The organism is Agrobacterium sp. CNPSo 3708, from assembly GCF_028674915.1.
In the GTDB taxonomy this organism is placed as follows: domain Bacteria; phylum Pseudomonadota; class Alphaproteobacteria; order Rhizobiales; family Rhizobiaceae; genus Agrobacterium; species Agrobacterium cavarae.
On the sequence record NZ_JAQZSF010000001.1, the window covers coordinates 423035 to 445097 of the forward strand.

Sequence of the window (22063 nt, forward strand, 5' to 3'; positions counted from 1 at the left end):
CGCAGAACGACGAACCCACAGGAAGCTTGATGCCGGAACGGTATCAGCCGTTGAAGCGCTCGGCGTCACCGCCATAGTAATTGATGTAGCGGCCGGCGATCGATGAGACCGGCAGGATCACCAGCACGTCGGTGGTGTTGAAGGCATGGTCGACCACGGCACCGGCACCGAACATGGCGCCAAGACGCATATAGCCCTTGATCAGCGGCGGCATGGCGTTGAGCGCCCGACGCGGATTGATCGCTTCAAGCGGCATCATATCCATTTCGCGATAGAGTTCCGGGAGTGCCTCGGTCCGCCATTCAGCCTTGGAGCCGCAGCTGTGATGCAGGAAGGACAGCGCCAGCGCGTGAGCTTCCGGCTGAATGCCTGGGAAGGAGGCACAGCCGATCATCGCATCCATGCGGTGACGGACGGCGTAGGCCCAGTTGCCTTGCCAGAGAAGTTCGAGGGTGCGCTTGGTGCGATACTCAGGCAGCACGCAGGAGCGTCCCAGCTCCATGAAGCGCTTATCCGGGTGGCGCGCGATCAGGCTCTCGATTTCGAATTCGCTTGCCGAGTAAAAACCCTTATTCGCCAGCGCCGTTTCCTGCCTGAGCAGGCGATAGGTGCCGACGATCTGATCTTCGGGATCACCTTCTATGGCGTTGTCGAGAACCAGGAGATGGTCGCAGACGGCGTCGAAGGCATCGATGTCGCGACCGCGACGCATCGCGTCTGCTGGAAGCCGCGCACCCATCTCCTCAACAAAGACGCGGAAGCGGACCTGCTGGGCCGCATCGATTTCGCGCTCATTTCTGGCAAGACGTGTTTCGAGGGAGCCGATACGACCAAAGACGTCGGCTTCCCGCTTTTCGGCAGCTGGCAAAACAGCGCCGCCCAAGCCCGTGCCAACAATGCTGCGTTCCAGAACTTCCGAGACCATGGAGAATCGCCCCGCCACCGTTTGATCTTGGCGTCATAAATCACTTCTTGACGACAAAACAGTGACAGTTAGCCGCGTAAGTGACGTTGCGTAAACTAAATTTCGCGATCCGGTCTTGCGTAACAGTCGTTCAGGTTTTCTTTCGTGCTGCCTTGGCCTGCAGCAACTCATCCAGAATGACGCAACCTGCGCCGATGGTGATGAAGGAATCGGCTAGGTTGAAGACCGCAAAGGACCACGTTTCCGTGTGGAAGAGAATGTAGTCCACGACGTGCCCGTACAGAAACCGATCGAAGATGTTTCCCGCAGCACCGGCGATGATCAGCGCAAAGCCGAGATGGGCAAAGGTGCGATCGGCATCCGTCTTTCGCCACAGCCAGATGACGAAGGCGACGATGAGAAGCCGCATCGTGACGATCGCCCAGCCTTCCATGCCCGACAGCATGGAGAAGGCCACGCCAAGATTATAGGTGCGGTAGAGCGCCAGGAAGGGAATGACCGGCACCATCTCCTGCAGAGGCAGATATTTTTCCACCAGCACCTTGATGATCTGATCGGCAAGCAACGCCAGAAGAATGAGGGCGATGGCGGGAACGGGTCTGGAGAAGAGAGCGGGCTTGGTCATTACTTTACCATCGCGAGTTCGAGAAGATGTCGACGCGCTTCAAACAGCATGACTGCGCTTGCGATCGCCAGATTGAGAGAGTCCGCCCGGCCCTGTTGCGGGATGCGGGCAAGCTGGTCCGCCTGCGAGGCAAGCTCCGGCGGAAGACCCGACTGCTCGTTGCCCATCAAAAGCACGACTGGCCTCTTCTTGTAGTCGATGGTGCGGTAATCCACCGAGCCGGCAAGATGGGTTGCGACGACGCTGACGCCTGCACTCTTTCTCCAGCTCAGGAACTCATCCACCGATGCGCGTGCAACCGGCATCGCAAACACCGAGCCCATGGTGGCCCGCACGGTTTCAAGCGAGAACGGATCGGTGCAATCGCCGACGAGAATGACTCCGGAAGCACCGGCTGCATCCGCTGTGCGGATGATCGTGCCGAGATTGCCTGGATCGCGGACCCGGTCGAGCGCGACATAAGTCTCACCCGCAGCAGGCCGGATATCTCTGAGCGGCTTCCATTTCTGATCGAAGATGCCGACGACCATCTGTGGATTGTCGCGGCGGGTGATGGATGAGATCACCTTCTCGCTCACTTCCAGCACGAGACCACCGGACGCCACCGTCTTGACTGCAGCCTGCTCGACCAGCGGCTTGCCCTTGGCGGCCTTGGCATAGACCAGTATGCGGATCGTCCAGCCGAGTTCCAGCGCATCGATGACAAGCTTCAACCCCTCTGCCATGAAGGTGCCGCTCTCTTCCCGGCCCTTCTTCTGGGTGAGGTTCTTGATGTCCTTGATGATCGGATTAGCGAGGCTGGTAACTTCCTTGACCTGCCCTACCCTGCGCGGGCCGTTTTCATGACGATCATTCATTTCGGCACCCAGCGGCTGAAGAGAGAAGTTGAAAGCACGCGGCCCTGCGTCTTGCCGTCAAGCCCGGCTTCCCGGATCACGAGTTCGCCGGAGGCAACCTCACCACCTGCACCGCGCATGGTTTCGCGCATCAATTCGTGCATGGAGTAGAAGCTGGCGCGGATGGAATAGGCGGTCAGCACAAATCCGAGCGCCTTGGGCGACAGGATTCCGCGGCAGACATCCAGCATCAGCGGCAGATGATCGTAGAGATCCCAGACCTCGCCATGGGTTCCTCGGCCGAATTTCGGCGGATCGGTGAGGATGATGTCGTAGCTGTTGCCGCGACGTTCCTCGCGCAGGATGAACTTCATGGCGTCTTCGCAGATCCAGCGGATCGGCGCATTTTCAAGACCGGCAAGCGCCTGGTTTTCTCGCGCCCAGCCGATCGCCTTTTTCGAGGCGTCTACATGGGTGACTTCCGCTCCAGCGGACGCCGCCACGAGCGACGCGACACCGGTGTAACCGAAGAGGTTCAACACTTTAAGCGGTCGATCAGCCTTTTCGATGGTTTGCTTCAACCATTCCCAATGAACGATCTGCTCGGGGAAAACACCCACATGGCGAAATGCGGTGAAGCGGCCGAGGAAGTTGACGCCGAGCAGAGACAGCGGCCATGTCTCGCCAAGAGACTGCTTGGGAAAACGCCAGCGTCCACTGCCTTCTTCGTCCGTATCCCCGGTAAAAATTGCATCGGCATTGTCCCAGACCCGTTCGGCGAGGCTCGGGCGCCACAGCGCCTGCGCCTCGGGACGAACGACGCGATACGCGCCATATTGCTCGAGCTTCAGGCCATTGCCGCTGTCGATCAGGTGAAAGTCACCAGCACCGAGCGACTCAAGAATGACCGGCACCTGCTCGGTCGGAAGGGCGCCGGAGCGCTCCTTCAACGGGCGCGGAGGTGCGGCTTCGACGGCGGGAGCAGAGGCCTGCACCTTTTCCTTGGGGGCGGTGGCAGCGGGGCGAACGTAATCTGGAGCGCGTGTGCGCGCAGCGTCCTTCTGGCGAGGCGGCTTGCTGCCGGGCTTGCCTGAGCGATTGTCCTGTCCTGCGCGCGGTTTAGCGCCCTGGCGGTTGTCTTTCTTCTTCAACGACGGTCTTTCCACGTCTCGACGCGAGAGGCACGGAGAATGGCCGTACCACTTGCGCTTTCCAGTCTACATCCCCGGGCGAATGGCGGCCCGGATGCGGTTGGAAAGCGCATATCACTAGAATGGGGGATTATCAAAGGGCGTGGCAAAATGATGCGCCATGGCGACGGATCAAAGAACCGAGAGCAGCCGCCTATTTTGCTGCAAGCTGTCTCGACGCGGGCGATACCGTTTGCGTGTTGGCCGCTGCCTTGGTGGCCTCATCGTGCCAGCGAATGGCTTCTCGTGCTTCGAGGCGAGCGCGCTTGCGGTGCTTGCCCTGCGAAATCCAGGTCGCGGCAGAGCCGAGCAGAATGCCGAACAGAACCGACAGAAAAATGAAAACGAAGAAGGGTGCCGTGAAGGAGAGAACGCTGTCACTAGGTTGGAACGGATTGAGCGCCAGAGTCACACTCTCACGGTTTGCAACGCACAGGATGATCAGAATGATGGCCAGTGGCAGCAGGATCAACAGGTTGACGATCTTCTTCGACATTCAAGGTACTCCGTCTTTGGGGGCCTTCATGCAATCTGGACGAACGTCACGCCGGGCTTAAGGATTGTCGAGCGTTGATTGCGCTCAATCCTCGTCTTCGACGTCGCCCATGCCCGGGTTGAGCCTTTCGCGAAGCTCCTTGCCGGTCTTGAAGAAGGGAACCCATTTTTCCTCGACAAAAACGGACTCACCCGTGCGCGGGTTCCGTCCAGAACGAGAGGGCCGGTTCTTTACCGAGAATGCGCCAAATCCACGAAGTTCGACACGGTTGCCGGCAGCAAGCGCATCGGTGATTTCATCAAGAACCGCATTGACGATATTTTCGACATCGCGGTGATACAGGTGCGGGTTACGCGCAGCAACGATCTGCACCAGTTCAGACTTAATCACAGTTGCCCCCTGAAAGGATTAGGTTTTTATCGGCCATCAACCTGCCAAACCGAAACAAGACCGTCAAGAAACAACTTGTCGGTGCCGAGTTGGCGTGACGCTGCAATCGGGAAAAATTCATCCAAGCCCAGCATTTTTGCAAGACCTGCGACGCTGAAGATGGAAAAGGGCGAACGCTTCGATGGTGCCGTCCACTCGATGATGGGCAAATCCTTGTCTAGACCGCGGCTTTCGAAATAGGACTTGATCTCGGTTTCGCCGCCGAGCGTATCGATAAGCTTGACGGCAACCGCCTGACGTCCGGTGAAGATCGACCCATCGGCAAGCTTCAACACTTCGTCGCGCGGCAGCTTGCGCCGGTCGGCTACCAGATCGACAAACCAGTTGTAGCTGTCCATGACCATGTTGCGGATCATGACCTTCGATTCTTCCGGCGGCTCGTGGAAGGGCGAAGGCTCCGCCTTCATCGGCGAGGATTTGATTTCCTGCAGCGACACGCCGAGCTTGTCGAGGAGCGGTCCGACCTGCGGATACTGGAAGATCACACCGATGGAGCCGGTGATCGAGGTATCGCCCGCAACGATCGTGTCGCCGGCGGTCGCAATCATATAGCCGGCGGAGGCTGCAAGCGTGCGGACGTCAGACACGACCGGCTTCTTCTTGTCCGCTACGGCACGGATCGCCTTGAAGATGCGCTCGCCGCCGTAAGTTGTGCCACCGGGCGAAGAGATGGAAACGATCAGGCCCTTGGCGCTGGTGCTGTCTGCAATTTTTTGAAGCCGCTCCAGGAGTTCGGTGTCGTCCTGGATCAGGCCGCTGATCTCGATCTTGGCGATATGCGGCCTTGCGCTCGATTCAGGCTCCGCGACAGCGAAGCGATAGACAACAAAGAGGGCCGCTATCAGCAAGAGAACTGCAGCAACCCGCCAGAATGTCAGCTTGCGGCGCAGTTGCCTGCGGTCTGCGATTGCCATCTGGTCCATCAAATCACCTTCGCTTCACGGCAGTTAAGCTTCAACTTCGCCTCGGGCATATGAACCTTGTAACGACCTCTTGCAAGCGCGTGAACTTGCAATGTGCGGTTTTTATAAAAAACACCCGGCTCTTGCGCTCTTTCTGATAAAAACCATATTGGCAGCGCAAGGCCATCGTGCCAAACACGTTAGATGAATATGTAAAGGTCTGTGTGCGACTTTAAGCTGTACTTGTAGACCTCCGGATTTGACGAATGCTCGAAAGACTTAATCAACCGGCACCGGGATTTTCGGTGGCTGACAATCTGCCCGATGCGTATGCTCTGGCGAAGCGTCACTCCGCGCGCGTAAAAAAGCTGAAGATCGGGCTTCCGATCGCAGCAGCGATCGTTTCGCTTGCTTTCATCGGCGTTTCGCTTGCCCGCACATGGCTTCCTGCCGAAGTGTCGCTGCAAAGCGCCTCGATCGAAGACGGCAAGATCGTCATGGAAAAGCCAGCTCTGGCGGGGCGCAACAACAAGGGTTTCGACTACTCGATGAATGCCGAGCGCGCGCTTCAGGACGTGACGACGCCGAACCTGATGACGCTTGAGAAAGTGCTGGCAGCCGTGCCGATGAATGACATCGTGGCACAGGTGGTGGCACAGGAAGGCATCTTCGACCGCACGACAAATAAGTTGAAAATGACGGCGCCCTTTGACATCAATCTGAGCAATGGCCTAAAAGCCAAATTTCAGTCTGCCAATGTCGACCTGAAAGCGGGAACGATGGAGAGCGACCAGCCGGTCGACATCACCACGAAGGAAGGCTCGATTGTTGCGGAAAGCCTACGCATAGCCGATAATGGCAGAACGATTGTATTTTCGGGGCAGGTACGAGCTCGTATTGCTGCATCCACCATTCAGAACGCAGGCAAGTGAGAGCCCGAACAGATGATGCAGATTTCCCGCAACGCCCCCTTCAAGAGAACCACCGGAATTTTGGCTGCCATTGTTCTGGCATGTCTTTCCACACCGGCCTTTGCTCAGAACACAACCAGCAAGATGGACGGCATGAAGCTGTCCAGCGACCAGCCGATTGCAATTGAAAGCGATCAGCTTGAGGTGCGCGATCAGGAGCACAAGGCCTACTTCACCGGCAACGTGAAGGTTGTTCAGGGAACGACCACGCTGCAGGCTGGCAAGATGACGGTTCTCTACAAGAACAAGGGCGACGGGCAAACGACATCGGTGACCGGCGGTGATGCCGATATCGACAAGATTTTCGTCGACAATTCCGTTTACCTGACATCCGGTACGCAGAAGGCGACGGCCGATCATGGCGAGTTCGACATGGCCTCGCAGACCTTTACGCTTTCCGGCAAGCAGGTTGTCCTGTCGCAGGACACCAACGTCTTCACCGGCTGCAAGCTGACGGTGCTGATGAATACCGGTGAAGCCAAGCTAGAGAGCTGCGGCGGTCCCGTCCGCATCATGCTCGATCCCAAGTCGCAGAAAAAGCAGTAAGCCGCTCATCGTGAAAATGCCCTTGATTTCAAAGCTTCTTGGCAGAGATTCCGCACGTCCGTCGCCAGCCGACGCGAATGCGGGCGATAAATCTCGCTATGAAGGCACCTTGATCGCCCACGGTCTGACCAAGACCTATAACACGCGTCGCGTCGTCAACGGCGTGTCGCTTGTCGTGCGCCGCGGAGAGGCTGTCGGACTTCTGGGGCCGAACGGTGCGGGCAAGACCACCTGCTTCTACATGATCACCGGCCTCGTTCCCGTGGATGATGGCAAGATCGCCATCAACGGCAATGACGTGACGGGCATGCCGATGTATCGCCGCGCGCGCCTTGGCGTCGGCTATCTTCCGCAGGAAGCGTCGATCTTTCGCGGCCTGACGGTCGAAGACAATATTCGCGCTGTCCTGGAAGTGCATGAGAAGGACGAGAAGAAGAGAAACCGGAAGCTCGACGAGTTGCTGGAAGAGTTTCACATCTCGCAGCTGCGCAAGTCTCCAGCGGTCGCTCTTTCGGGCGGCGAACGCCGTCGTCTTGAGATCGCCCGTGCTCTCGCGACCGATCCGACCTTCATGCTGCTCGATGAACCTTTTGCGGGCGTCGATCCGATTTCCGTCAGCGACATTCAGAATCTAGTGCGCCACTTGACGGCACGCGGGATCGGCGTTTTGATCACCGACCATAATGTGCGCGAAACGCTGGGTCTCATCGACCGCGCCTACATTATTCATGCGGGCGAAGTGCTGACGCACGGTCGGGCCGACGAGATCGTCAACAATGCCGATGTTCGTCGCCTCTATCTCGGAAACAACTTCAGCCTCTGAGGGCCGCATTTTCCGGCCTGAAAGCGCGGCAGTCTTAACGGGAAGGTGATGATATCACAGCATTCCCGTCAAAGAATCTTGCTCTGCACCTCACTCTTGACCTTGACCAAACCCAAATAAAAAGCAATTTTTGGGCCAAGTTCTCCTTGTTTTGCCGAACAACAAAAATTTTCTGCAAAATGGGGGCGTGTTTGGGAGTCGAGTGTCCGCCATGGCCTTGTCAGCCAGCCTGTTGCTGCGTCAAAATCAGTCACTTGTGATGACTCCGCAGCTGATGCAGTCGATCCAGCTGCTTCAGATGACGCATATCGAGTTGGTCAGCTTCATCGCCCAGGAAGTCGAAAAGAATCCTCTGCTCGAAATTGCGGCAAATGACAGCGATCCTGGCGAAACATTCGGCAGCGACGACACCACGAGTTCGCAAGCTTCAGATGGTATTGAACCATCCCATACGAGCGAGACGGCGGAATGGTACGGCGACGACGCCCCTGTTCTCAACGAGGCGCTGGACACCAATTTCAGCAATGTGTTTCCGGATGATGAGAGCGGACGCAAGGCCGACGCGCCGGAGCTTCTCGGCCAATGGAAATCCATGCCCGGCGCCGAGGCTGGCGACGACTACGATCTCGATGATTTCGTTGCGCGCAAACCGAGCTTGCGCGACCACATTGCACAGCAGGTGCCGTTCTCGGTCACCGGTCTCACCGACATCATGACAGCCGACGCTCTGCTCGATCATCTCGACGAGACCGGCTATATCTCCGCTGACGCCGTTAGCGATGTGTCAGAGCGGCTGGGACGTCCGGAAAAGGACGTCGAGGCGATCTTGCGCATCCTGCAGAGCTTTGATCCGCCTGGTGTCTTCGCTCGCTCACTCAGCGAATGCCTGTCGATCCAGCTGCAACAGAGAGATCGGCTGGATCCGGCGATGCATGCTTTCGTCGGCAACCTCGATCTTCTGGCCAAGCGCGATTTTGCCACGCTGAAAAAGCTTTGCGGCGTCGATGAGGATGACCTTCTCGACATGCTGAGCGAGATCCGTGGTCTCAATCCACGTCCCGGTGCTGGCTTCGAGACGGGTTCATGCGAGACCATCATACCGGACATCATCGTCCATCCCTCCACCGATGGAAGCTGGCTGATCGACCTCAACCCGGAGACTCTGCCGCGCGTGCTGGTCAATCACAGCTATTTCACGGAAGTGTCCAAGCTGAAACCGCGCGCGGGGGAAGACGGCGAATTCCTCTCCACCTGCATGCAGACGGCCAACTGGCTGACGCGCAGCCTCGATCAGCGGGCGAGGACGATCATGAAGGTGGCGAGCGAAATCGTCCGGCAGCAGGATGCGTTTCTGCTGCATGGCGTGGATCACTTGCGCCCCCTCAATCTGAAACAGGTCGCCGATGCCATCAAGATGCATGAATCGACGGTCAGCCGCGTCACATCGCGCAAATACATGCTGACGCCGCGTGGCGTCTTCGAACTCAAATATTTCTTCAGCGTCTCCATCGGCTCGTCGGAGGGTGGCGACAATCACTCGGCAGAAGCGGTTCGTCATCGCATCCGCACGATGATCGCGCAGGAAGCGCCCAGCTCGGTTCTGTCCGACGACGATATCGTCGATCAGCTGAAAAAAAGTGGCATCGATCTGGCGCGACGGACTGTCGCAAAATATCGTGAAGCAATGAACATCCCCTCCTCCGTACAGCGCCGTCGGGAGAAAAAGGCGATGGCCCGCATGGCCTCGGCTTGAGCCCTTTTATTATAGTTTACAAATACTTAAGATTGACAATTGACTTGCCTAGCCGACAAGGCTAGAAGCTCGCCGCAGACAAGGCGGGGGTCTGAAGAGGGAATTGCATTCAAGGGGCAGCGGCATTCGTCTGCAAAGGCACGAAAGAGGTCGCGAAACGCTTGGATGAGCGCTCAGCTTGACGTAAGCTGGTATACGCAAATCACTGAAAAAGGAAAAATTCCATGAGTGTGCGTGTATCTGGTAAACATATGGATGTGGGCGAGTCTTTCCGTCAAAAGATCGAGGACAATATAAGCCAAGCCGTTACCAAATACTTCGATGGGGGGTATTCCGGCCAGGTGACGGTCGCGAAATCCGGCCAGCTTTTTGCTGCGGATTGCAAGATCCACCTCGATACTGGGGTTGTTCTGCACGCGGCAGGACAGGCCAACGATCCGCAAGCCAGCTTCGACGCGGCGGCAGAGCGCATTGAAAAGCGCCTGCGTCGTTACAAGCGCAGGCTCAAGGATCACCATAACGGTTCAGCTTCCAAGGGGATCGATGAGGAAGTCGCCTACCGGGTGATGGATGCAGTCCCGGATGAGGATGAGGAAATCGCAGAAGATTTCGCGCCAACAATCGTGGCCGAGACTTCCAAACAGATCAAAACCATGACGGTTGCAAGCGCAGTCATGGCTCTCGATATGACCGATGAGCCAGTTCTGCTGTTCCGCAGCCCGTCGAAAGAACTCAACATCGTCTACCGTCGCAACGATGGAAACATCGGCTGGGTCGACGCGGCGATGATCAAGAGCTGAAGTCTAAGGACCCGGAAGGCGCCCTCAAGCGTCTTCCGGTTCGTCTCGATGGCATGAAGGAAAAAGAAATGGCATTGGCAGATTTGCTGCACCAAGATGCGATTATTCCCGCGCTAAAGGTCAATTCCAAGAAGCAACTCCTTCAGGAACTGGCAGCAAAGGCATCCCGTATCACCGGGGTTTCCGAGCGGGACGTATTCGACGTCATCTTGCAGCGTGAGCGGCTCGGCTCCACCGGCGTCGGTCACGGCATTGCCATTCCTCACGGAAAGCTCAGCAGCATTTCCTCCATTACCGGCGTCTTCGCGCGTCTGGAAACACCCGTCGACTTCGAAGCACTCGACGACCAGCCGGTCGATCTTGTGTTTCTTCTGCTCGCGCCGGAAGGTGCTGGCGCCGACCACCTGAAAGCCCTGTCGCGGATTGCCCGCGTTCTGCGCGACCCGGAACTGGTGGCGAAATTGCGCGCGACTGATTCCGATACGGCGATCTACACCTTTCTTAACCAGGAGCAGGTGAACGCGGCCTGAACGCCAAGTTTGGTTTCACGCGATCATAGCCCCGACGTTTAAAGCGCCGTGCGTCCTATTGGACGCACGGCGCTTTACCTTTTTGAATCGACGCATCGTGCTTTCCGAAAATCGAGACCGATTTTCGGGCCGAAGCTTTTGCTATTGATCAGATGAAGACGAAGAAGGCGCTCAGGCGTCTTTCTCGTTGAAACCGCTCGTGCCGGGCTCAGCACCTGCCGGCGCTTCAACCTTTGGGCCACCCTTGGCCACGCCGACCATGGCTGGACGCAGAACGCGCTCGCCGATGGTGAAGCCAGCCTGCACCACTTGGACGACAGTGTTGTTCGGCACGGTGGTGTTGGGAATTTCGAACATGGCCTGGTGGAAGTTCGGATCGAACTTCTCACCCTCGGCATCGATCTTCTTCACGCCGTGACGCTCAAGTGCGGAGAGCATGGAGCGCTCTGTCATATCGACGCCTTCGATCAGGCCCTTGATATTGGCTTCCGCACTTGCCTTCAGCTCTTCGGGAATGGTGTCGAGCGCGCGGCGAAGATTGTCGGAGACGGCCAGCATGTCACGCGCGAAGCCGGCCACGGAATAGGCCTTTGCATCCTTGACCTCGCGTTCGGTGCGACGGCGAAGATTGTCCATCTCAGCGGCCAGACGCAAGAATTTGTCGCGAAGATCGGCGTTTTCCGCCTTCAGCACATCGATCGGATCGGGTTCTGCCTGCTCCGGCACCGCATTCTCCGCCGTGGTCGCTTCCACTGCTTCGTCGGCAGCGCCTGCGTCAGGTCCGGTCTTGTTGGTGTCAGTCATGACGTTCTCCAAATTACATGTGTATTGTGGCTTGCAATGATTGAGCCCGATATCGAGCTTTGCCATGCAAAAATCAAGGCTTACGGGAAAAAGGAACGGTTTTTCAAGCGACCTGCGCGGTTAGACCGTTTCCTTTTCAAATGGAAACGCTCTAACGTCGCTTGGTTGAAAGCCGCGCCATGATCTGGGCGGTGTAATCCACCATCGGCACGATGCGGGAATAATTCAGCCGCGTCGGGCCGATCACCCCGACAGCGCCGACGACCCGGTTCTCGTCGTCCTTGTAGGGTGCAACGATCAGCGATGAGCCCGACAGGGAAAACAACTTATTTTCCGAGCCGATGAAAATCCTGACCCCGGATCCTGTCTCTGCCAGATTGAGGATCTCGATCAGGTTTTCCTTGCGCTCCAGATCGTCGAAGAGAAGACGAACGCGGTCGATATCTTCTTCGCCTGCCAGACCCTCGAGAAGGTTGGAGCGGCCGCGCACGATCAGACGCCCAAGCTTGCCTTCCTCATTGTCGCCGGACCAGACGGCAAGCCCCCGCTCGACCAGATCCTGAGCCAGCGTGCTCAGCGCGCTTTGAAGCTCGTTCTTCTGTCGGGCTATCTGGCTTCGCAGTTCCGGCAAGGTCTGGCCGCCGAGATGCGCATTGATGAAGTTGGCAGCCTCGGTCAATTGCGATGACGTAATGCCGGCCGGCAGCTCGATGATGCGGTTTTCGACCTGGTTATGGTCGCCGACCAGAACGGCGAGCGCCTTGGTCGGCTCCAGCCGGATGAACTCCACATGTTTGAGGACGGCATCGTTCTTGGCGGTCAGCACCAGCCCTGCCCCGCGCGACATGCCGGAGAGCATGCTGCTTGCTTCATACAGCAGGCCTTCGAGAGACTGTTCGCGCCCGGAGATCGGGCCGATATGCCGGTCGATATTGGCGCGCTCTGCCTCTGGCAGTTCGCCCACCTGCATGAAGGCATCGACGAAGAAGCGAAGCCCGGTCTGGGTCGGCAGGCGGCCAGCGCTGACATGCGGCGAATAGATGAGGCCGAGCTCCTCCAGATCGCTCATGACGTTACGCACAGATGCGGGCGAAAGCGACATGGGAAGCAGGCGAGAGAGACTACGCGAACCGAGCGGTTCGCCCGTCTCCAGATAGCCTTCCACAATGCGCCTGAAGATTTCGCGTGAGCGATCGTCCAGAAGCGCACCTGGCTCTTTGCCAATGGGAGGAGTTATGCCCATGCCGCTCGTTCTTCCCCAAGCTGTTTTCGACTGTCTTGAATATAGTCACTCGGTCTTCCAAGTGAAAACGGAAATTCGGCTCTAAGCCCTGCTCTTCCGCTTTTCCTTTGCAAAAGCGTCGCCCTGACCTTAGAAGGCGGGAAGTTAAGAGACGGAGAGAAACGATATGCGGCCCTCAGGCAGAAAAACCGACCAGATGCGTAAGGTATCCTTCGAGCGCAACTTCTCCAAGCACGCCGAAGGCTCCTGTCTCGTCAAGTTCGGCGATACGCATGTTCTGGTCACCGCCAGCCTCGAGGAAAAGACGCCGCCATGGCTGCGCAACAGTGGCAAGGGCTGGGTTACAGCTGAATATGGCATGCTTCCCCGCTCCACCAACGAGCGCATGAAGCGCGAAGCAGCGTCCGGCAAGCAAGGCGGCAGAACGCAGGAAATCCAGCGCCTGATCGGCCGTTCGCTGCGCGCAGTCGTTGATCTGCAAGCGCTTGGCGAACGCCAGATCAGCATCGACTGCGACGTCATCCAGGCCGATGGTGGTACGCGCACCGCTTCCATCACCGGTGCCTGGATTGCCCTTCACGACTGTCTGAAGTGGATGGAAAGCCGCAACATGCTGAAGGTCGAAAAGGTTCTGAAGGACCATATCGCCGCCATCTCCTGCGGCATCTTCGCCAATCAGCCAGTGATCGATCTCGATTACCTGGAAGATTCCTCTGCGGAGACCGACGCCAACTTCGTCATCACCGGCTCTGGCGGCATCGTCGAGATTCAGGGCACCGCCGAGGGTAAGCCATTCTCGGAAGAAGAATTCCTGACCCTGCTTGGCCTTGCCAAGGCTGGCTGTGCGGAACTCGTCGAGATGCAGAAGCAGGCAATCGCCTGAACGGGACAAGACCATGCGCAAGCTTGATACCAGAACCATCGTCGTTGCCAGCCACAACAAGGGCAAGATCGCAGAGATCGCCGACCTGATCGGCCCTCTCGGCTTTTCGGCAAAATCGGCCGCCGAGCTGAATTTCGAAGAGCCGGCTGAAACCGGCACGACCTTCGAAGAGAATGCGGCGATCAAGGCGCTCGCTTCGGCCAAGGCATCCGGCATGCCGGCGCTCTCCGACGATTCGGGTCTGGTGATCGACGCGCTGGACGGCGCGCCGGGCGTCTACACTGCGGACTGGGCGGAAACCGGCAACGGCACACGCGATTTCGCCATGGCGATGCAAAAGGTGGAAAACGCGCTTCAGGAGCGTGGCGCGACGACACCGGAGCAGCGCACCGGCCGATTCGTCAGCGTTCTTTGCCTGGCCTGGCCGGACGGCCATACCGAGTTTTTCCGCGGTGAAGTGGAAGGCACGATCGTCTGGCCGCCACGCGGCACGAGCGGTTTCGGCTACGATCCGATCTTCCAGCCAGAAGGCTACACAACCAGCTTTGGCGAAATGACTTCCGACGAAAAGCATGGCTGGCGCCAGGGCGATGCGACAGCGCTGTCGCACCGCGCACGCGCTTTCAAAACCTTCGTCGAAACCTGCCTGGAGGCATGAGCAACACGATGACCGGGAGCGGCCTTTCTTCTGCGCCCGGCGCCCATCTGTCCGGATATGCGGACCTTTTGCCGGATACGGGTGAACCCGGCTTCGGCATCTATGTTCACTGGCCCTTCTGCGCGGCCAAGTGTCCCTATTGCGATTTCAACAGCCATGTCCGCCATCAGCCGGTGGATCAGGAGCGGTTCGTTGCCGCCTTCCTGCGCGAAATGGAAACGATGCGGCAGTTGAGCGGCCCGAAGGTCGTCACCAGCATTTTCATGGGCGGCGGCACGCCGTCGCTGATGGACCCGCAGACGGTCGGCGCCATCCTCGATGGTATCGCCCGTTATTGGCGCGTGCCGGACGGCATCGAGATCACCATGGAGGCCAATCCATCCAGCGTGGAAGCGGAACGCTTTCGTGGCTACAGGGCCGCCGGCGTCAATCGCGTCTCCATGGGCGTACAAGCGCTGAATGACCGGGATCTGAAGTTCCTCGGACGCCTGCATGATGTGGCCGATGCGCTAAAGGCTATCCGGCTGGCGCGCGAAATCTTCCCCCGCATGTCCTTCGATCTCATCTATGCCCGCCCCAATCAGACGGTGGAAGAGTGGGAGAAGGAACTTGAAGAGGCCATCTCCTATGCGGTCGATCACCTGTCGCTCTACCAGTTGACGATCGAGGAAGGCACGGCATTCTACGGTCTCCACAAGGCAGGCAAGCTGATCGTTCCCGATGGCGAACAGTCGGCTGTGCTCTACGAGGCGACGCAGGAGATCACCGCGCGCCATGGGCTTCCGGCCTATGAGGTTTCCAACCATGCCCGCCCGGGTGCTGAGAGCCGTCACAACCTCACCTATTGGCGCTACGGCGACTATGCCGGTATCGGCCCCGGCGCCCATGGGCGTCTGACCAAGGGCGGCGCCAAACTGGCAACCGCGACCGAGCGTCACCCCGAAACATGGCTGCAAGCCGTGGAGCGCGATGGGCACGGCATGGTGGATCAGGAAACGCTGGGGCGTGACGAACAGGCCGACGAGTTGCTTTTGATGGGACTGCGGCTTCGCGAAGGCGTCGATCTCGCCCGCTGGAGCGAGTTCTCGGGCCGCGATCTGGACCCGGATCGCGAGGCGGTTTTACTGGAACACGGCTTCATCGAGCGGCTCGGAAATTCGCGCGTCCGCTGCACGCCATCCGGCATGCTGATCCTGGATTCGGTGGTTGCCGATCTCGCTTGAGACAAGCGCTACACGGCACGCTCCAGCCAGAGAATCGCGCGCCGCGATTTTCAAAATGTCCCGCGCATAGAGGCCTTTAAGTACGCGAAACGGACTGTCTTGGAGGGCAACCTGAGCCTTTGGCAGACTGCGTTATCGCAGAACCTAAAGCCCAGCATCGCGCGCTAAAGCCTCTACCTTGGCCACATGAGTGGTATCGCCGAAAATCATTAAGTCAGTGCGATCAAATCCCCCAACGGCTCTGAGATTGAGATCAGTAAAACAGATGTCCATCAGACTTTGCTCTCTTAAGCTACGGATAAATATTGCCTCCATATCTTCCCCCGCGCTGCGCACGCTGACGCGCTCAGGATTTGCCAAAACTCCAGACAACACTCTTAACGTCTCGTAAAAACTCAGGAAACTGCGCTCACCGGCTTCATATATGTGCAGAGCCTCATTGTCCCTCGCCTGTTCATACGTGAATATTCTGCAGACTTCGGCCTCGTCCTCGGTTAGCCAATGATCAAACACCGAGACGTAGAAGAACGGAAGACCAGATAAGGCGATATCCTCACCGCCCGGCTCGTAGGCATCGAAAAGCTTCTCTGGTTTGATCAACTCATCACCTAAAACATTGAACTAGCTGTCACAGGGCTCACACAACCAGCAAGTCTTCGACTGGTGCTGCAGGAAGCCCACATCGCGGATTACACAGCAATTTGTTTATGGTTCGATTACACCAGAAAAGACCAGGCCCGGACCTAAGTCTCCGCCCCCAACCTGAGAGTTTGGCTAATCCTCAAGTCATTGGATCGAGTGGCGAACTAGCTTCAAGTTAAACTGCTCCGCCTGTCGCTAAACACAACCGGGGGGACCGCAGTCGCCGAACGACTTTAATGCATCGTCAATTGGGAGAACGATCGCGCTGTAGAATTGGCCGCTGAGATGCTTCCATCGTGTTTCTTAGCCGCCTCAACTGATCCTGAAAGCGATATAGATCAGCGTCACCGCAATCACCCAGAGTGCCAGGCGCCCCCAGCGCGTGTGACGGGCTTCTGACCTGCCGATGGCTTCGGCCGTGCGTTCGTCGAAGCGCAGGCCGTTTTCGCTCATATACATCAGTTCGGAATGCAGCTTTTCGGTTTTGGCCGCGATCTCGGGTGCCGCTTCCGCCAGCTTGATCGCTGCCTTCACGCCGTCCTTCAGATCGGTGACGATACGCTTTGGCCCGAGATTGTCGCGGATCCAGCCGCTGACGACGGGGTCTGCGGCCTTCCACATATTGAAGCGCGGGTTGAGGATACGTGAGACGCCTTCGACGACGACCATGGTCTTTTGCAGCATGACCAGTTCGGGGCGCGTTTCCATGTCGAAGAGTTCGGTGACTTCGAAAAGCAGCGTCAGGAGCTTGCCCATGGAAATGGTTTCGGCCGGTTGGCCATGGATCGGCTCGCCGATGGCGCGGATCGCCTGGGCGAAGCTTGCCATGTCATGGTGGGCCGGTACGTAGCCCGCTTCGAAATGCACTTCAGCCACGCGCATATAATCGCGCGTGATGAAGCCATAGAGGATTTCCGCCAGGAAGCGACGTTCCTTTTTGCCAAGCCGTCCTGCAATTCCCATGTCGACTGCGACGATGATACCCGTCGGATCAACGAAAAGGTTTCCGGGATGCATGTCTGCATGGAAGAAGCCGTCGCGCAGCGTGTGGCGCAGGAAGGACTGGATCAGCGTATCGGCGAGCGCATTGAGGTCGTGACCGGCCGCCTTCAGCGCATCCGTATCCGACATCTTGATGCCGTCGATCCATTCCATGGTGACGACGTCGCGACCGGTGCGTTCCCAGTCCACTTCCGGCACACGAAAGCCTGGGTCACTCTTGGTGTTTTCGGCAAGCTCGGAAAGAGCCGCCGCCTCGAGGCGAAGGTCCATCTCGATCTTGGTGGTCTGCTCCAGCGTCTTGGTGACTTCGACGGGCCGCAGACGCCGGGCGGAGCGAACGAAACGCTGTTGCAGATCGGCCACCAGATACATGGCTTCCAGATCGTCCTGGAATCGCTGGCGCACACCGGGGCGAATAACCTTGACCGCCACCTTCTTGCGCCCTGATGGCGTGTCGATGACGGCGGGGTGCACCTGCGCGATGGAGGCTGCGGCTATCGGATCGCCGAATTCTACGTAAAGCTCAGAGATCGGACGTCCGAGCGAGCCTTCGATGTTGGCCTTGGCGGCAGCAACGGGAAAGAAATCCATGCGGTCCTGCAGACCGGCCAGATCTTCGGCAAAGTCCGCGCCAACCACATCTGGCCGGGTCGCCAGGAACTGACCCATCTTGACATAGGACGGGCCAAGACGGCTGACCGCCTTCGAGAGTCGATCGCTGCGCTCACTTCTCAACGCCTTGTTGCGCGCCAGCGGCTTCAGCATGCCCTTGACGAATTTCGCAGAAGCGGGCAGCCCCTCGTCGGGCAGCGCCAGGACCACACCCTCGCGGACGAGAACCCAGCCAACCTTGGCGAGTCGAAAATATGCGCCAAGCGTGCTCATGCGAATGCCCTGCTATGTCCTGGAAATGCCATCGATCAGAGTTTCCAGCCAGAATGCAGCGCGGCAATTCCGCCGGTATAGTTGGTGTAGCTGACGCGCGAGAAACCCGCGGTCCGGATCATGGCGGCAAAATCATCCTGCCGTGGAAATTTACGGATCGACTCGACCAGATACTGGTAGGGCTCGGCGTCGCCGGTGATCATCTTACCGAATTGCGGAATGGCGTTGAAGGACCATGCGTCATAGACCTTGTCGAGCAGCGGCATTTCCACTTCGGAAAATTCCAGCACCAGAAGACGTCCGCCACGCTTCAGCACGCGATAGGCTTCCGACAGCGCCACATCGATGCGCGGCACGTTGCGGATGCCGAAGGCGACCGTGTAGGCATCGAAGCTATTGGCCTCGAAGGGCAGTTCTTCGGCATTGGCCTCGACGAAGGTCAGATTTTCTGTTAGGCCTTTTTTGGCCGCCCGCTCCTCGCCGACGCCGAGCATCGAGCCGTTGATATCGAGAACGGTGGCATGCGCCAGACGGTTGGAGGCTTCGACAATGCGGAAGGCAATATCGCCGGTACCGCCCGCCACATCGAGAACTTTGTAAGATGGGTCCTTGCGGGGCGAGAGTGAGGCGACCATGGCGTCTTTCCAAACCCGGTGCAGACCGGCCGACATCACGTCATTCATGATGTCATAGCGCTTGGCAACCTTATGGAAGACGTCATTGACCATGCCCTGCTTCTGGCCTTCATTGACCTGACGGAAGCCATAGGAGGTTTCCATACCGCCTTCGGCTGTCGTGCGGGCTTCGGTCATGATCAGTCTCCATTCCTCAATGACAACTAGAGTACCGTGCGTGCTTTAAGACGCACAAAGGACTCTAACTCTTTAAACCAACACATAGCGGAAACGGCTCTGCAACGCTATCTGTTGCACCATAGATATGGCCCGCGACATGTATGTGTGCCGTCTATAGACCACAAGGTCGCCGCGATAAACAGACGTGAAGAGAGTGCCATGCCCGAATTGCCTGAAGTGGAAACCGTTCGACGCGGCTTAGCGCCCGTTATGGAAGGCGCGCGGATCGAACGACTGCTCCTCACGCGCCCGGACTTACGTTTTCCCTTTCCGGAAGGCTTTGCCGAACTCGTGGAAGGTCGCGAAATCCTGTCGCTCGGGCGCCGGGCAAAGTATTTGCTGATCGAACTCGACAATGGCCTGACCATCGTCTCGCATCTCGGCATGTCCGGTTCTTTCCGCATCGAAAGCGGGAATGAAGCCGAGACATCCGGTGAGACGCCCGGCGAGTTTCACCACCCGCGCTCCAAGGATGGCAAGCACGACCATGTGATCTTTCATCTGACGCGCGGCGCGGACAAGACACGCGTCATCTATAATGACCCGCGCCGTTTCGGCTTCATGCATCTGGTGCGCCGTGCCGATATCGACCTCTATCCGGCCTTCGCCGGTCTTGGTCCCGAGCCGACCGGAAATGCTCTGAGCGCCGACTACCTTGCCAGCCGGTTTGAGGGAAAGACGCAGCCGCTCAAAGGTGCCCTGCTCGACCAGAAACTCATTGCGGGGCTTGGCAATATCTATGTGTGCGAAGCGCTGTGGCGCTCCCACCTCTCCCCGCTTCGCGCGGCATCGACCCTTGTCACCAAAAAGGGAAAGCCGAAGCCTGCTCTGGAAGAGTTGACGCGGCACATACGCGACGTCATCGCCGATGCGATTGCAGCCGGTGGCTCGTCGCTGCGCGATCATATCCAGACCGACGGCTCGCTTGGATATTTCCAACATTCCTTTTCGGTCTATGATCGGGAAGGCCATGCTTGCCGCTTCCCCGATTGCCGGGGTACGGTCGAGAGGATTACGCAGAGCGGACGCTCCACATTCTATTGCGCCGCCTGCCAGAAATAAGGGAGAGGAAGAAAGCCATGGATTACGAGACGATCATTGTCGAGAAGCGCGATGCCGTCGGCGTCGTTACGCTGAACCGCCCGAAAGCGCTCAACGCGCTGAACTCCACGCTGCTGAAAGAGCTACGCCATATTCTCTCGGCCTTCTCATCAGATGACTCCATTGGCGCCATCGTCATTACCGGATCGGAGAAGGCGTTTGCCGCCGGTGCCGATATCAAGGAGATGAGTACGCTCAATTTCGTCGATGCTTATCTTGGCGACTTTCTGGGAGGATGGGATGATGTGGCGGCGAGCCGCAAGCCGGTGATTGCCGCCGTCTCTGGCTTCGCGCTCGGCGGAGGATGCGAACTTGCCATGATGTGCGATTTCATCATCGCCTCCGATACGGCGAAGTTCGGCCAGCCGGAAATCACGCTGGGTATCATTCCCGGCATGGGCGGTTCGCAAAGGCTGACCCGCGCGGTCGGCAAGGCGAAGGCCATGGACCTCGTTCTGACAGGTCGCAAGATGGATGCCGCGGAAGCCGAGCGCGCCGGTCTCGTCTCGCGCGTTGTCACTCCTGAAAAGCTGCTGGACGAGGCTGTCGAGGCCGCAAGCGTGATTGCATCCCTGTCTCGCGCCTCCGTGCTGATGGCGAAGGAGAGCGTCAACCGCTCCTTCGAGGTTTCGCTGTCGGAGGGTTTGCGCTTCGAGCGGCGCCTGTTCCAGTCGCTTTTTGCCACGGACGATCAGAAAGAAGGTATGGAGGCATTCATCGAAAAGAGAAAGCCGCTGTTCCAGAACAAATAGGCGCCGGCACCCGCCAAGCCGGTGTCTGCCGGGAGTCGGAATCTCGGTGTTTTTACGCAAAACGCGTTGACGGGCAGCGGCTTTAGGGTTATATGCCCGCCCACGGTTAGGGAAAGTCATCCGGCTTGTCCCAGTTACTCCCGCAATTTTGGAACATGAGGTCTTCGAACGACCCTATCCTGTGGTTGCGGATTTTGGTTTGAATTCGAAGAGAGGCATACATGGCCAATACAACTTCGGCGAAAAAGGCGACTCGCAAGATCGCTCGCCGTACCGCAGTCAACAAGGCTCGCCGTTCGCGCGTCCGCGGTTTCATTCGCAAGGTCGAAGAGGCCCTGGCAACTGGCGATCTCGCTGTTGCGACTGAAGCGCTCAAGGCTGCACAGCCAGAAATCCAGCGCGCCGCTACGAAGGGCGTCATGCATTTCAACACTGCATCGCGCAAGGTTTCTCGTCTGGCGCAGCGCGTAAAGGCCCTTTCGGCCTAATCCGGCTAAGACAATATTGTGATTGAAAAGCCTGGCCCTTCGGCCGGGCTTTTTCCGATTCTAACGACCTATTAACGGTTTCGCAATGAGCATGACATTTATGCTTCAAATGCGTGACGCAAAAAGCTCTTTAATTTCAGCAACTTACAGAAGGTCTCTCAAGGGACGCCGTCTTTCCGCTGCGGAAGGCAGCCACAATCTTGAGTCAAGGATTTTTTTATTTTTCTGTCAAAACCGGCCTCAAAAATAGCTCGAAAATGAATCTCATTGATTCATAAGCGATTCTCCAAACAAGCCCGCCGGCCATGCAAAAGGCCTTCCGCGAGTCAATGGCAGATCGGCTCAGCCACAGAAAAAACGCCATTGATCTCCGTATGCGATCCTGCCTAAATGCATCTCGACAAGGGGCGCGGATATCTATCCACAAGCTATCTCGAAACAAAGTTCGAAGGCGTAAGCTCCTTGCGGACGGGTTCTGTTCGGACCCGTTTTTTCAAGTCACTGGATGTGTTTGGCTACAACCTCATGGGTTGTAGAAAGATAGACGTGTGTCTTGGTGACGGGTGTCCGAGTTGTGATGTGAGAGTATGCATTGAGAGTAGCATGCCTCTTCATGATGGAGAGGTTAGCGGGATAGCCGGCTCGCGGTTGAAGCCTTGCGCTTCAGGATGGTTTTAGAGG

23 protein-coding genes and 1 pseudogene are annotated in these 22063 nt (G+C 57.8%); 12 read left to right on the forward strand and 12 right to left on the reverse strand.

The features are described from left to right. Nucleotides 1–43: 43 nt before the first annotated feature. The 7 genes and pseudogenes from PVA19_RS01960 to sppA form a co-directional block, all read right to left on the reverse strand. Nucleotides 44–841 (reverse strand): annotated as a pseudogene (locus tag PVA19_RS01960) (GNAT family N-acetyltransferase); the annotation flags it as partial. A gap of 214 nt (nucleotides 842–1055) precedes the next feature. Then, nucleotides 1056–1550 (reverse strand): signal peptidase II, encoded by a 495-nt coding sequence (lspA, locus tag PVA19_RS01965; RefSeq protein ID WP_274100987.1) that lies wholly within the window; start codon nucleotides 1548–1550, stop codon nucleotides 1056–1058. Further along, entirely contained in the window at nucleotides 1550–2407 is an 858-nt protein-coding gene (locus PVA19_RS01970) for a TrmH family RNA methyltransferase (protein WP_274100988.1), read from the reverse strand. The genes lspA and PVA19_RS01970 overlap by 1 nt, the downstream gene beginning before the upstream one ends. After that, complete coding sequence (locus PVA19_RS01975) at nucleotides 2404–3537, reverse strand: class I SAM-dependent rRNA methyltransferase (protein ID WP_274100989.1); 1134 nt, start codon at nucleotides 3535–3537, stop codon at nucleotides 2404–2406. Before PVA19_RS01975 ends, PVA19_RS01970 begins: the two co-directional genes overlap by 4 nt. 193 nt (nucleotides 3538–3730) lie before the next feature. Next, nucleotides 3731–4072 (reverse strand): LapA family protein, encoded by a 342-nt coding sequence (locus PVA19_RS01980; protein ID WP_062427117.1) that lies wholly within the window; start codon nucleotides 4070–4072, stop codon nucleotides 3731–3733. An 84-nt stretch (nucleotides 4073–4156) separates the two neighbouring features. Next, nucleotides 4157–4462 carry an integration host factor subunit beta gene (locus PVA19_RS01985; RefSeq protein WP_062427118.1) on the reverse strand — a complete coding sequence of 102 codons (306 nt, stop codon included), beginning with the start codon at nucleotides 4460–4462 and terminating at the stop codon, nucleotides 4157–4159. 26 nt (nucleotides 4463–4488) lie between these two features. Continuing rightward, nucleotides 4489–5445, reverse strand: coding sequence for a signal peptide peptidase SppA (sppA, locus tag PVA19_RS01990; RefSeq protein WP_062427119.1), 957 nt, complete (start codon nucleotides 5443–5445; stop codon nucleotides 4489–4491). A 245-nt stretch (nucleotides 5446–5690) separates the two neighbouring features. Here sppA and lptC point away from each other — a divergent pair, with 245 nt between their 5' ends. The 6 genes from lptC (at nucleotide 5691) to ptsN (ending at nucleotide 10847) form a co-directional block, all read left to right on the forward strand. Next, nucleotides 5691–6356 (forward strand): LPS export ABC transporter periplasmic protein LptC, encoded by a 666-nt coding sequence (gene lptC / locus PVA19_RS01995; RefSeq protein ID WP_062599197.1) that lies wholly within the window; start codon nucleotides 5691–5693, stop codon nucleotides 6354–6356. A 12-nt stretch (nucleotides 6357–6368) separates the two neighbouring features. Continuing rightward, nucleotides 6369–6941, forward strand: a complete 573-nt coding sequence (locus PVA19_RS02000; RefSeq protein WP_062427121.1) for an LptA/OstA family protein — start codon at nucleotides 6369–6371, stop codon at nucleotides 6939–6941. Nucleotides 6942–6957: 16 nt separating this feature from the next. After that, a complete protein-coding gene (gene lptB / locus PVA19_RS02005) occupies nucleotides 6958–7764 on the forward strand; it encodes an LPS export ABC transporter ATP-binding protein (protein ID WP_062427122.1) in 807 nt (268 codons plus the stop codon). 211 nt (nucleotides 7765–7975) lie between these two features. Beyond that, the gene (rpoN, locus tag PVA19_RS02010; protein WP_274100990.1) at nucleotides 7976–9517 is read left to right on the forward strand and encodes an RNA polymerase factor sigma-54; all 1542 of its coding nucleotides are present in this window, start codon (nucleotides 7976–7978) and stop codon (nucleotides 9515–9517) included. Between the two features lie 224 nt (nucleotides 9518–9741). After that, on the forward strand, nucleotides 9742–10317 hold the full coding sequence (hpf, locus tag PVA19_RS02015; RefSeq protein ID WP_062427124.1) for a ribosome hibernation-promoting factor, HPF/YfiA family: 576 nt from the start codon (nucleotides 9742–9744) through the stop codon (nucleotides 10315–10317). 68 nt (nucleotides 10318–10385) lie between these two features. Beyond that, nucleotides 10386–10847, forward strand: a complete 462-nt coding sequence (gene ptsN / locus PVA19_RS02020; RefSeq protein WP_062427309.1) for a PTS IIA-like nitrogen regulatory protein PtsN — start codon at nucleotides 10386–10388, stop codon at nucleotides 10845–10847. A 171-nt stretch (nucleotides 10848–11018) separates the two neighbouring features. On the opposite strand, the gene grpE is transcribed toward ptsN, so the two are convergent. Both grpE and hrcA read right to left on the reverse strand, forming a co-directional pair. Next, nucleotides 11019–11651, reverse strand: a complete 633-nt coding sequence (gene grpE, locus PVA19_RS02025) for a nucleotide exchange factor GrpE (RefSeq protein WP_274100991.1) — start codon at nucleotides 11649–11651, stop codon at nucleotides 11019–11021. 151 nt (nucleotides 11652–11802) lie between these two features. After that, nucleotides 11803–12894, reverse strand: coding sequence for a heat-inducible transcriptional repressor HrcA (gene hrcA, locus PVA19_RS02030; protein WP_062443036.1), 1092 nt, complete (start codon nucleotides 12892–12894; stop codon nucleotides 11803–11805). Nucleotides 12895–13060: 166 nt separating this feature from the next. On the opposite strand from hrcA, the gene rph reads away from it, so the two are divergent. Genes rph through hemW form a run of 3 tightly spaced genes read left to right on the forward strand, consistent with a single transcriptional unit; the run spans nucleotide 13061 to nucleotide 15658 of the window. After that, a complete protein-coding gene (gene rph / locus PVA19_RS02035; RefSeq protein WP_112520010.1) occupies nucleotides 13061–13777 on the forward strand; it encodes a ribonuclease PH in 717 nt (238 codons plus the stop codon). Nucleotides 13778–13790: 13 nt separating this feature from the next. After that, nucleotides 13791–14435 (forward strand): RdgB/HAM1 family non-canonical purine NTP pyrophosphatase, encoded by a 645-nt coding sequence (gene rdgB / locus PVA19_RS02040; protein ID WP_113266336.1) that lies wholly within the window; start codon nucleotides 13791–13793, stop codon nucleotides 14433–14435. An 8-nt stretch (nucleotides 14436–14443) separates the two neighbouring features. Then, nucleotides 14444–15658, forward strand: a complete 1215-nt coding sequence (gene hemW, locus PVA19_RS02045; protein ID WP_274100992.1) for a radical SAM family heme chaperone HemW — start codon at nucleotides 14444–14446, stop codon at nucleotides 15656–15658. Between the two features lie 144 nt (nucleotides 15659–15802). On the opposite strand, the gene PVA19_RS02050 is transcribed toward hemW, so the two are convergent. The 3 genes from PVA19_RS02050 to ubiE form a co-directional block, all read right to left on the reverse strand. Beyond that, nucleotides 15803–16258, reverse strand: a complete 456-nt coding sequence (locus PVA19_RS02050) for a hypothetical protein (RefSeq protein ID WP_274100993.1) — start codon at nucleotides 16256–16258, stop codon at nucleotides 15803–15805. A 354-nt stretch (nucleotides 16259–16612) separates the two neighbouring features. Continuing rightward, the gene (ubiB, locus tag PVA19_RS02055; RefSeq protein ID WP_274100994.1) at nucleotides 16613–18187 is read right to left on the reverse strand and encodes a 2-polyprenylphenol 6-hydroxylase; all 1575 of its coding nucleotides are present in this window, start codon (nucleotides 18185–18187) and stop codon (nucleotides 16613–16615) included. 35 nt (nucleotides 18188–18222) lie between these two features. Next, nucleotides 18223–18999 carry a bifunctional demethylmenaquinone methyltransferase/2-methoxy-6-polyprenyl-1,4-benzoquinol methylase UbiE gene (ubiE, locus tag PVA19_RS02060; RefSeq protein ID WP_062427130.1) on the reverse strand — a complete coding sequence of 259 codons (777 nt, stop codon included), beginning with the start codon at nucleotides 18997–18999 and terminating at the stop codon, nucleotides 18223–18225. Nucleotides 19000–19200: 201 nt separating this feature from the next. Here ubiE and mutM point away from each other — a divergent pair, with 201 nt between their 5' ends. The 3 genes from mutM to rpsT all read left to right on the forward strand — a co-directional run bounded on the left by mutM (nucleotide 19201) and on the right by rpsT (nucleotide 21382). Further along, nucleotides 19201–20103 (forward strand): bifunctional DNA-formamidopyrimidine glycosylase/DNA-(apurinic or apyrimidinic site) lyase, encoded by a 903-nt coding sequence (mutM, locus tag PVA19_RS02065; protein WP_274100995.1) that lies wholly within the window; start codon nucleotides 19201–19203, stop codon nucleotides 20101–20103. Between the two features lie 17 nt (nucleotides 20104–20120). Next, nucleotides 20121–20894 carry an enoyl-CoA hydratase gene (locus PVA19_RS02070; RefSeq protein WP_274100996.1) on the forward strand — a complete coding sequence of 258 codons (774 nt, stop codon included), beginning with the start codon at nucleotides 20121–20123 and terminating at the stop codon, nucleotides 20892–20894. 221 nt (nucleotides 20895–21115) lie between these two features. Beyond that, nucleotides 21116–21382, forward strand: a complete 267-nt coding sequence (gene rpsT, locus PVA19_RS02075) for a 30S ribosomal protein S20 (RefSeq protein ID WP_062427133.1) — start codon at nucleotides 21116–21118, stop codon at nucleotides 21380–21382. Nucleotides 21383–22063: the final 681 nt, after the last annotated feature.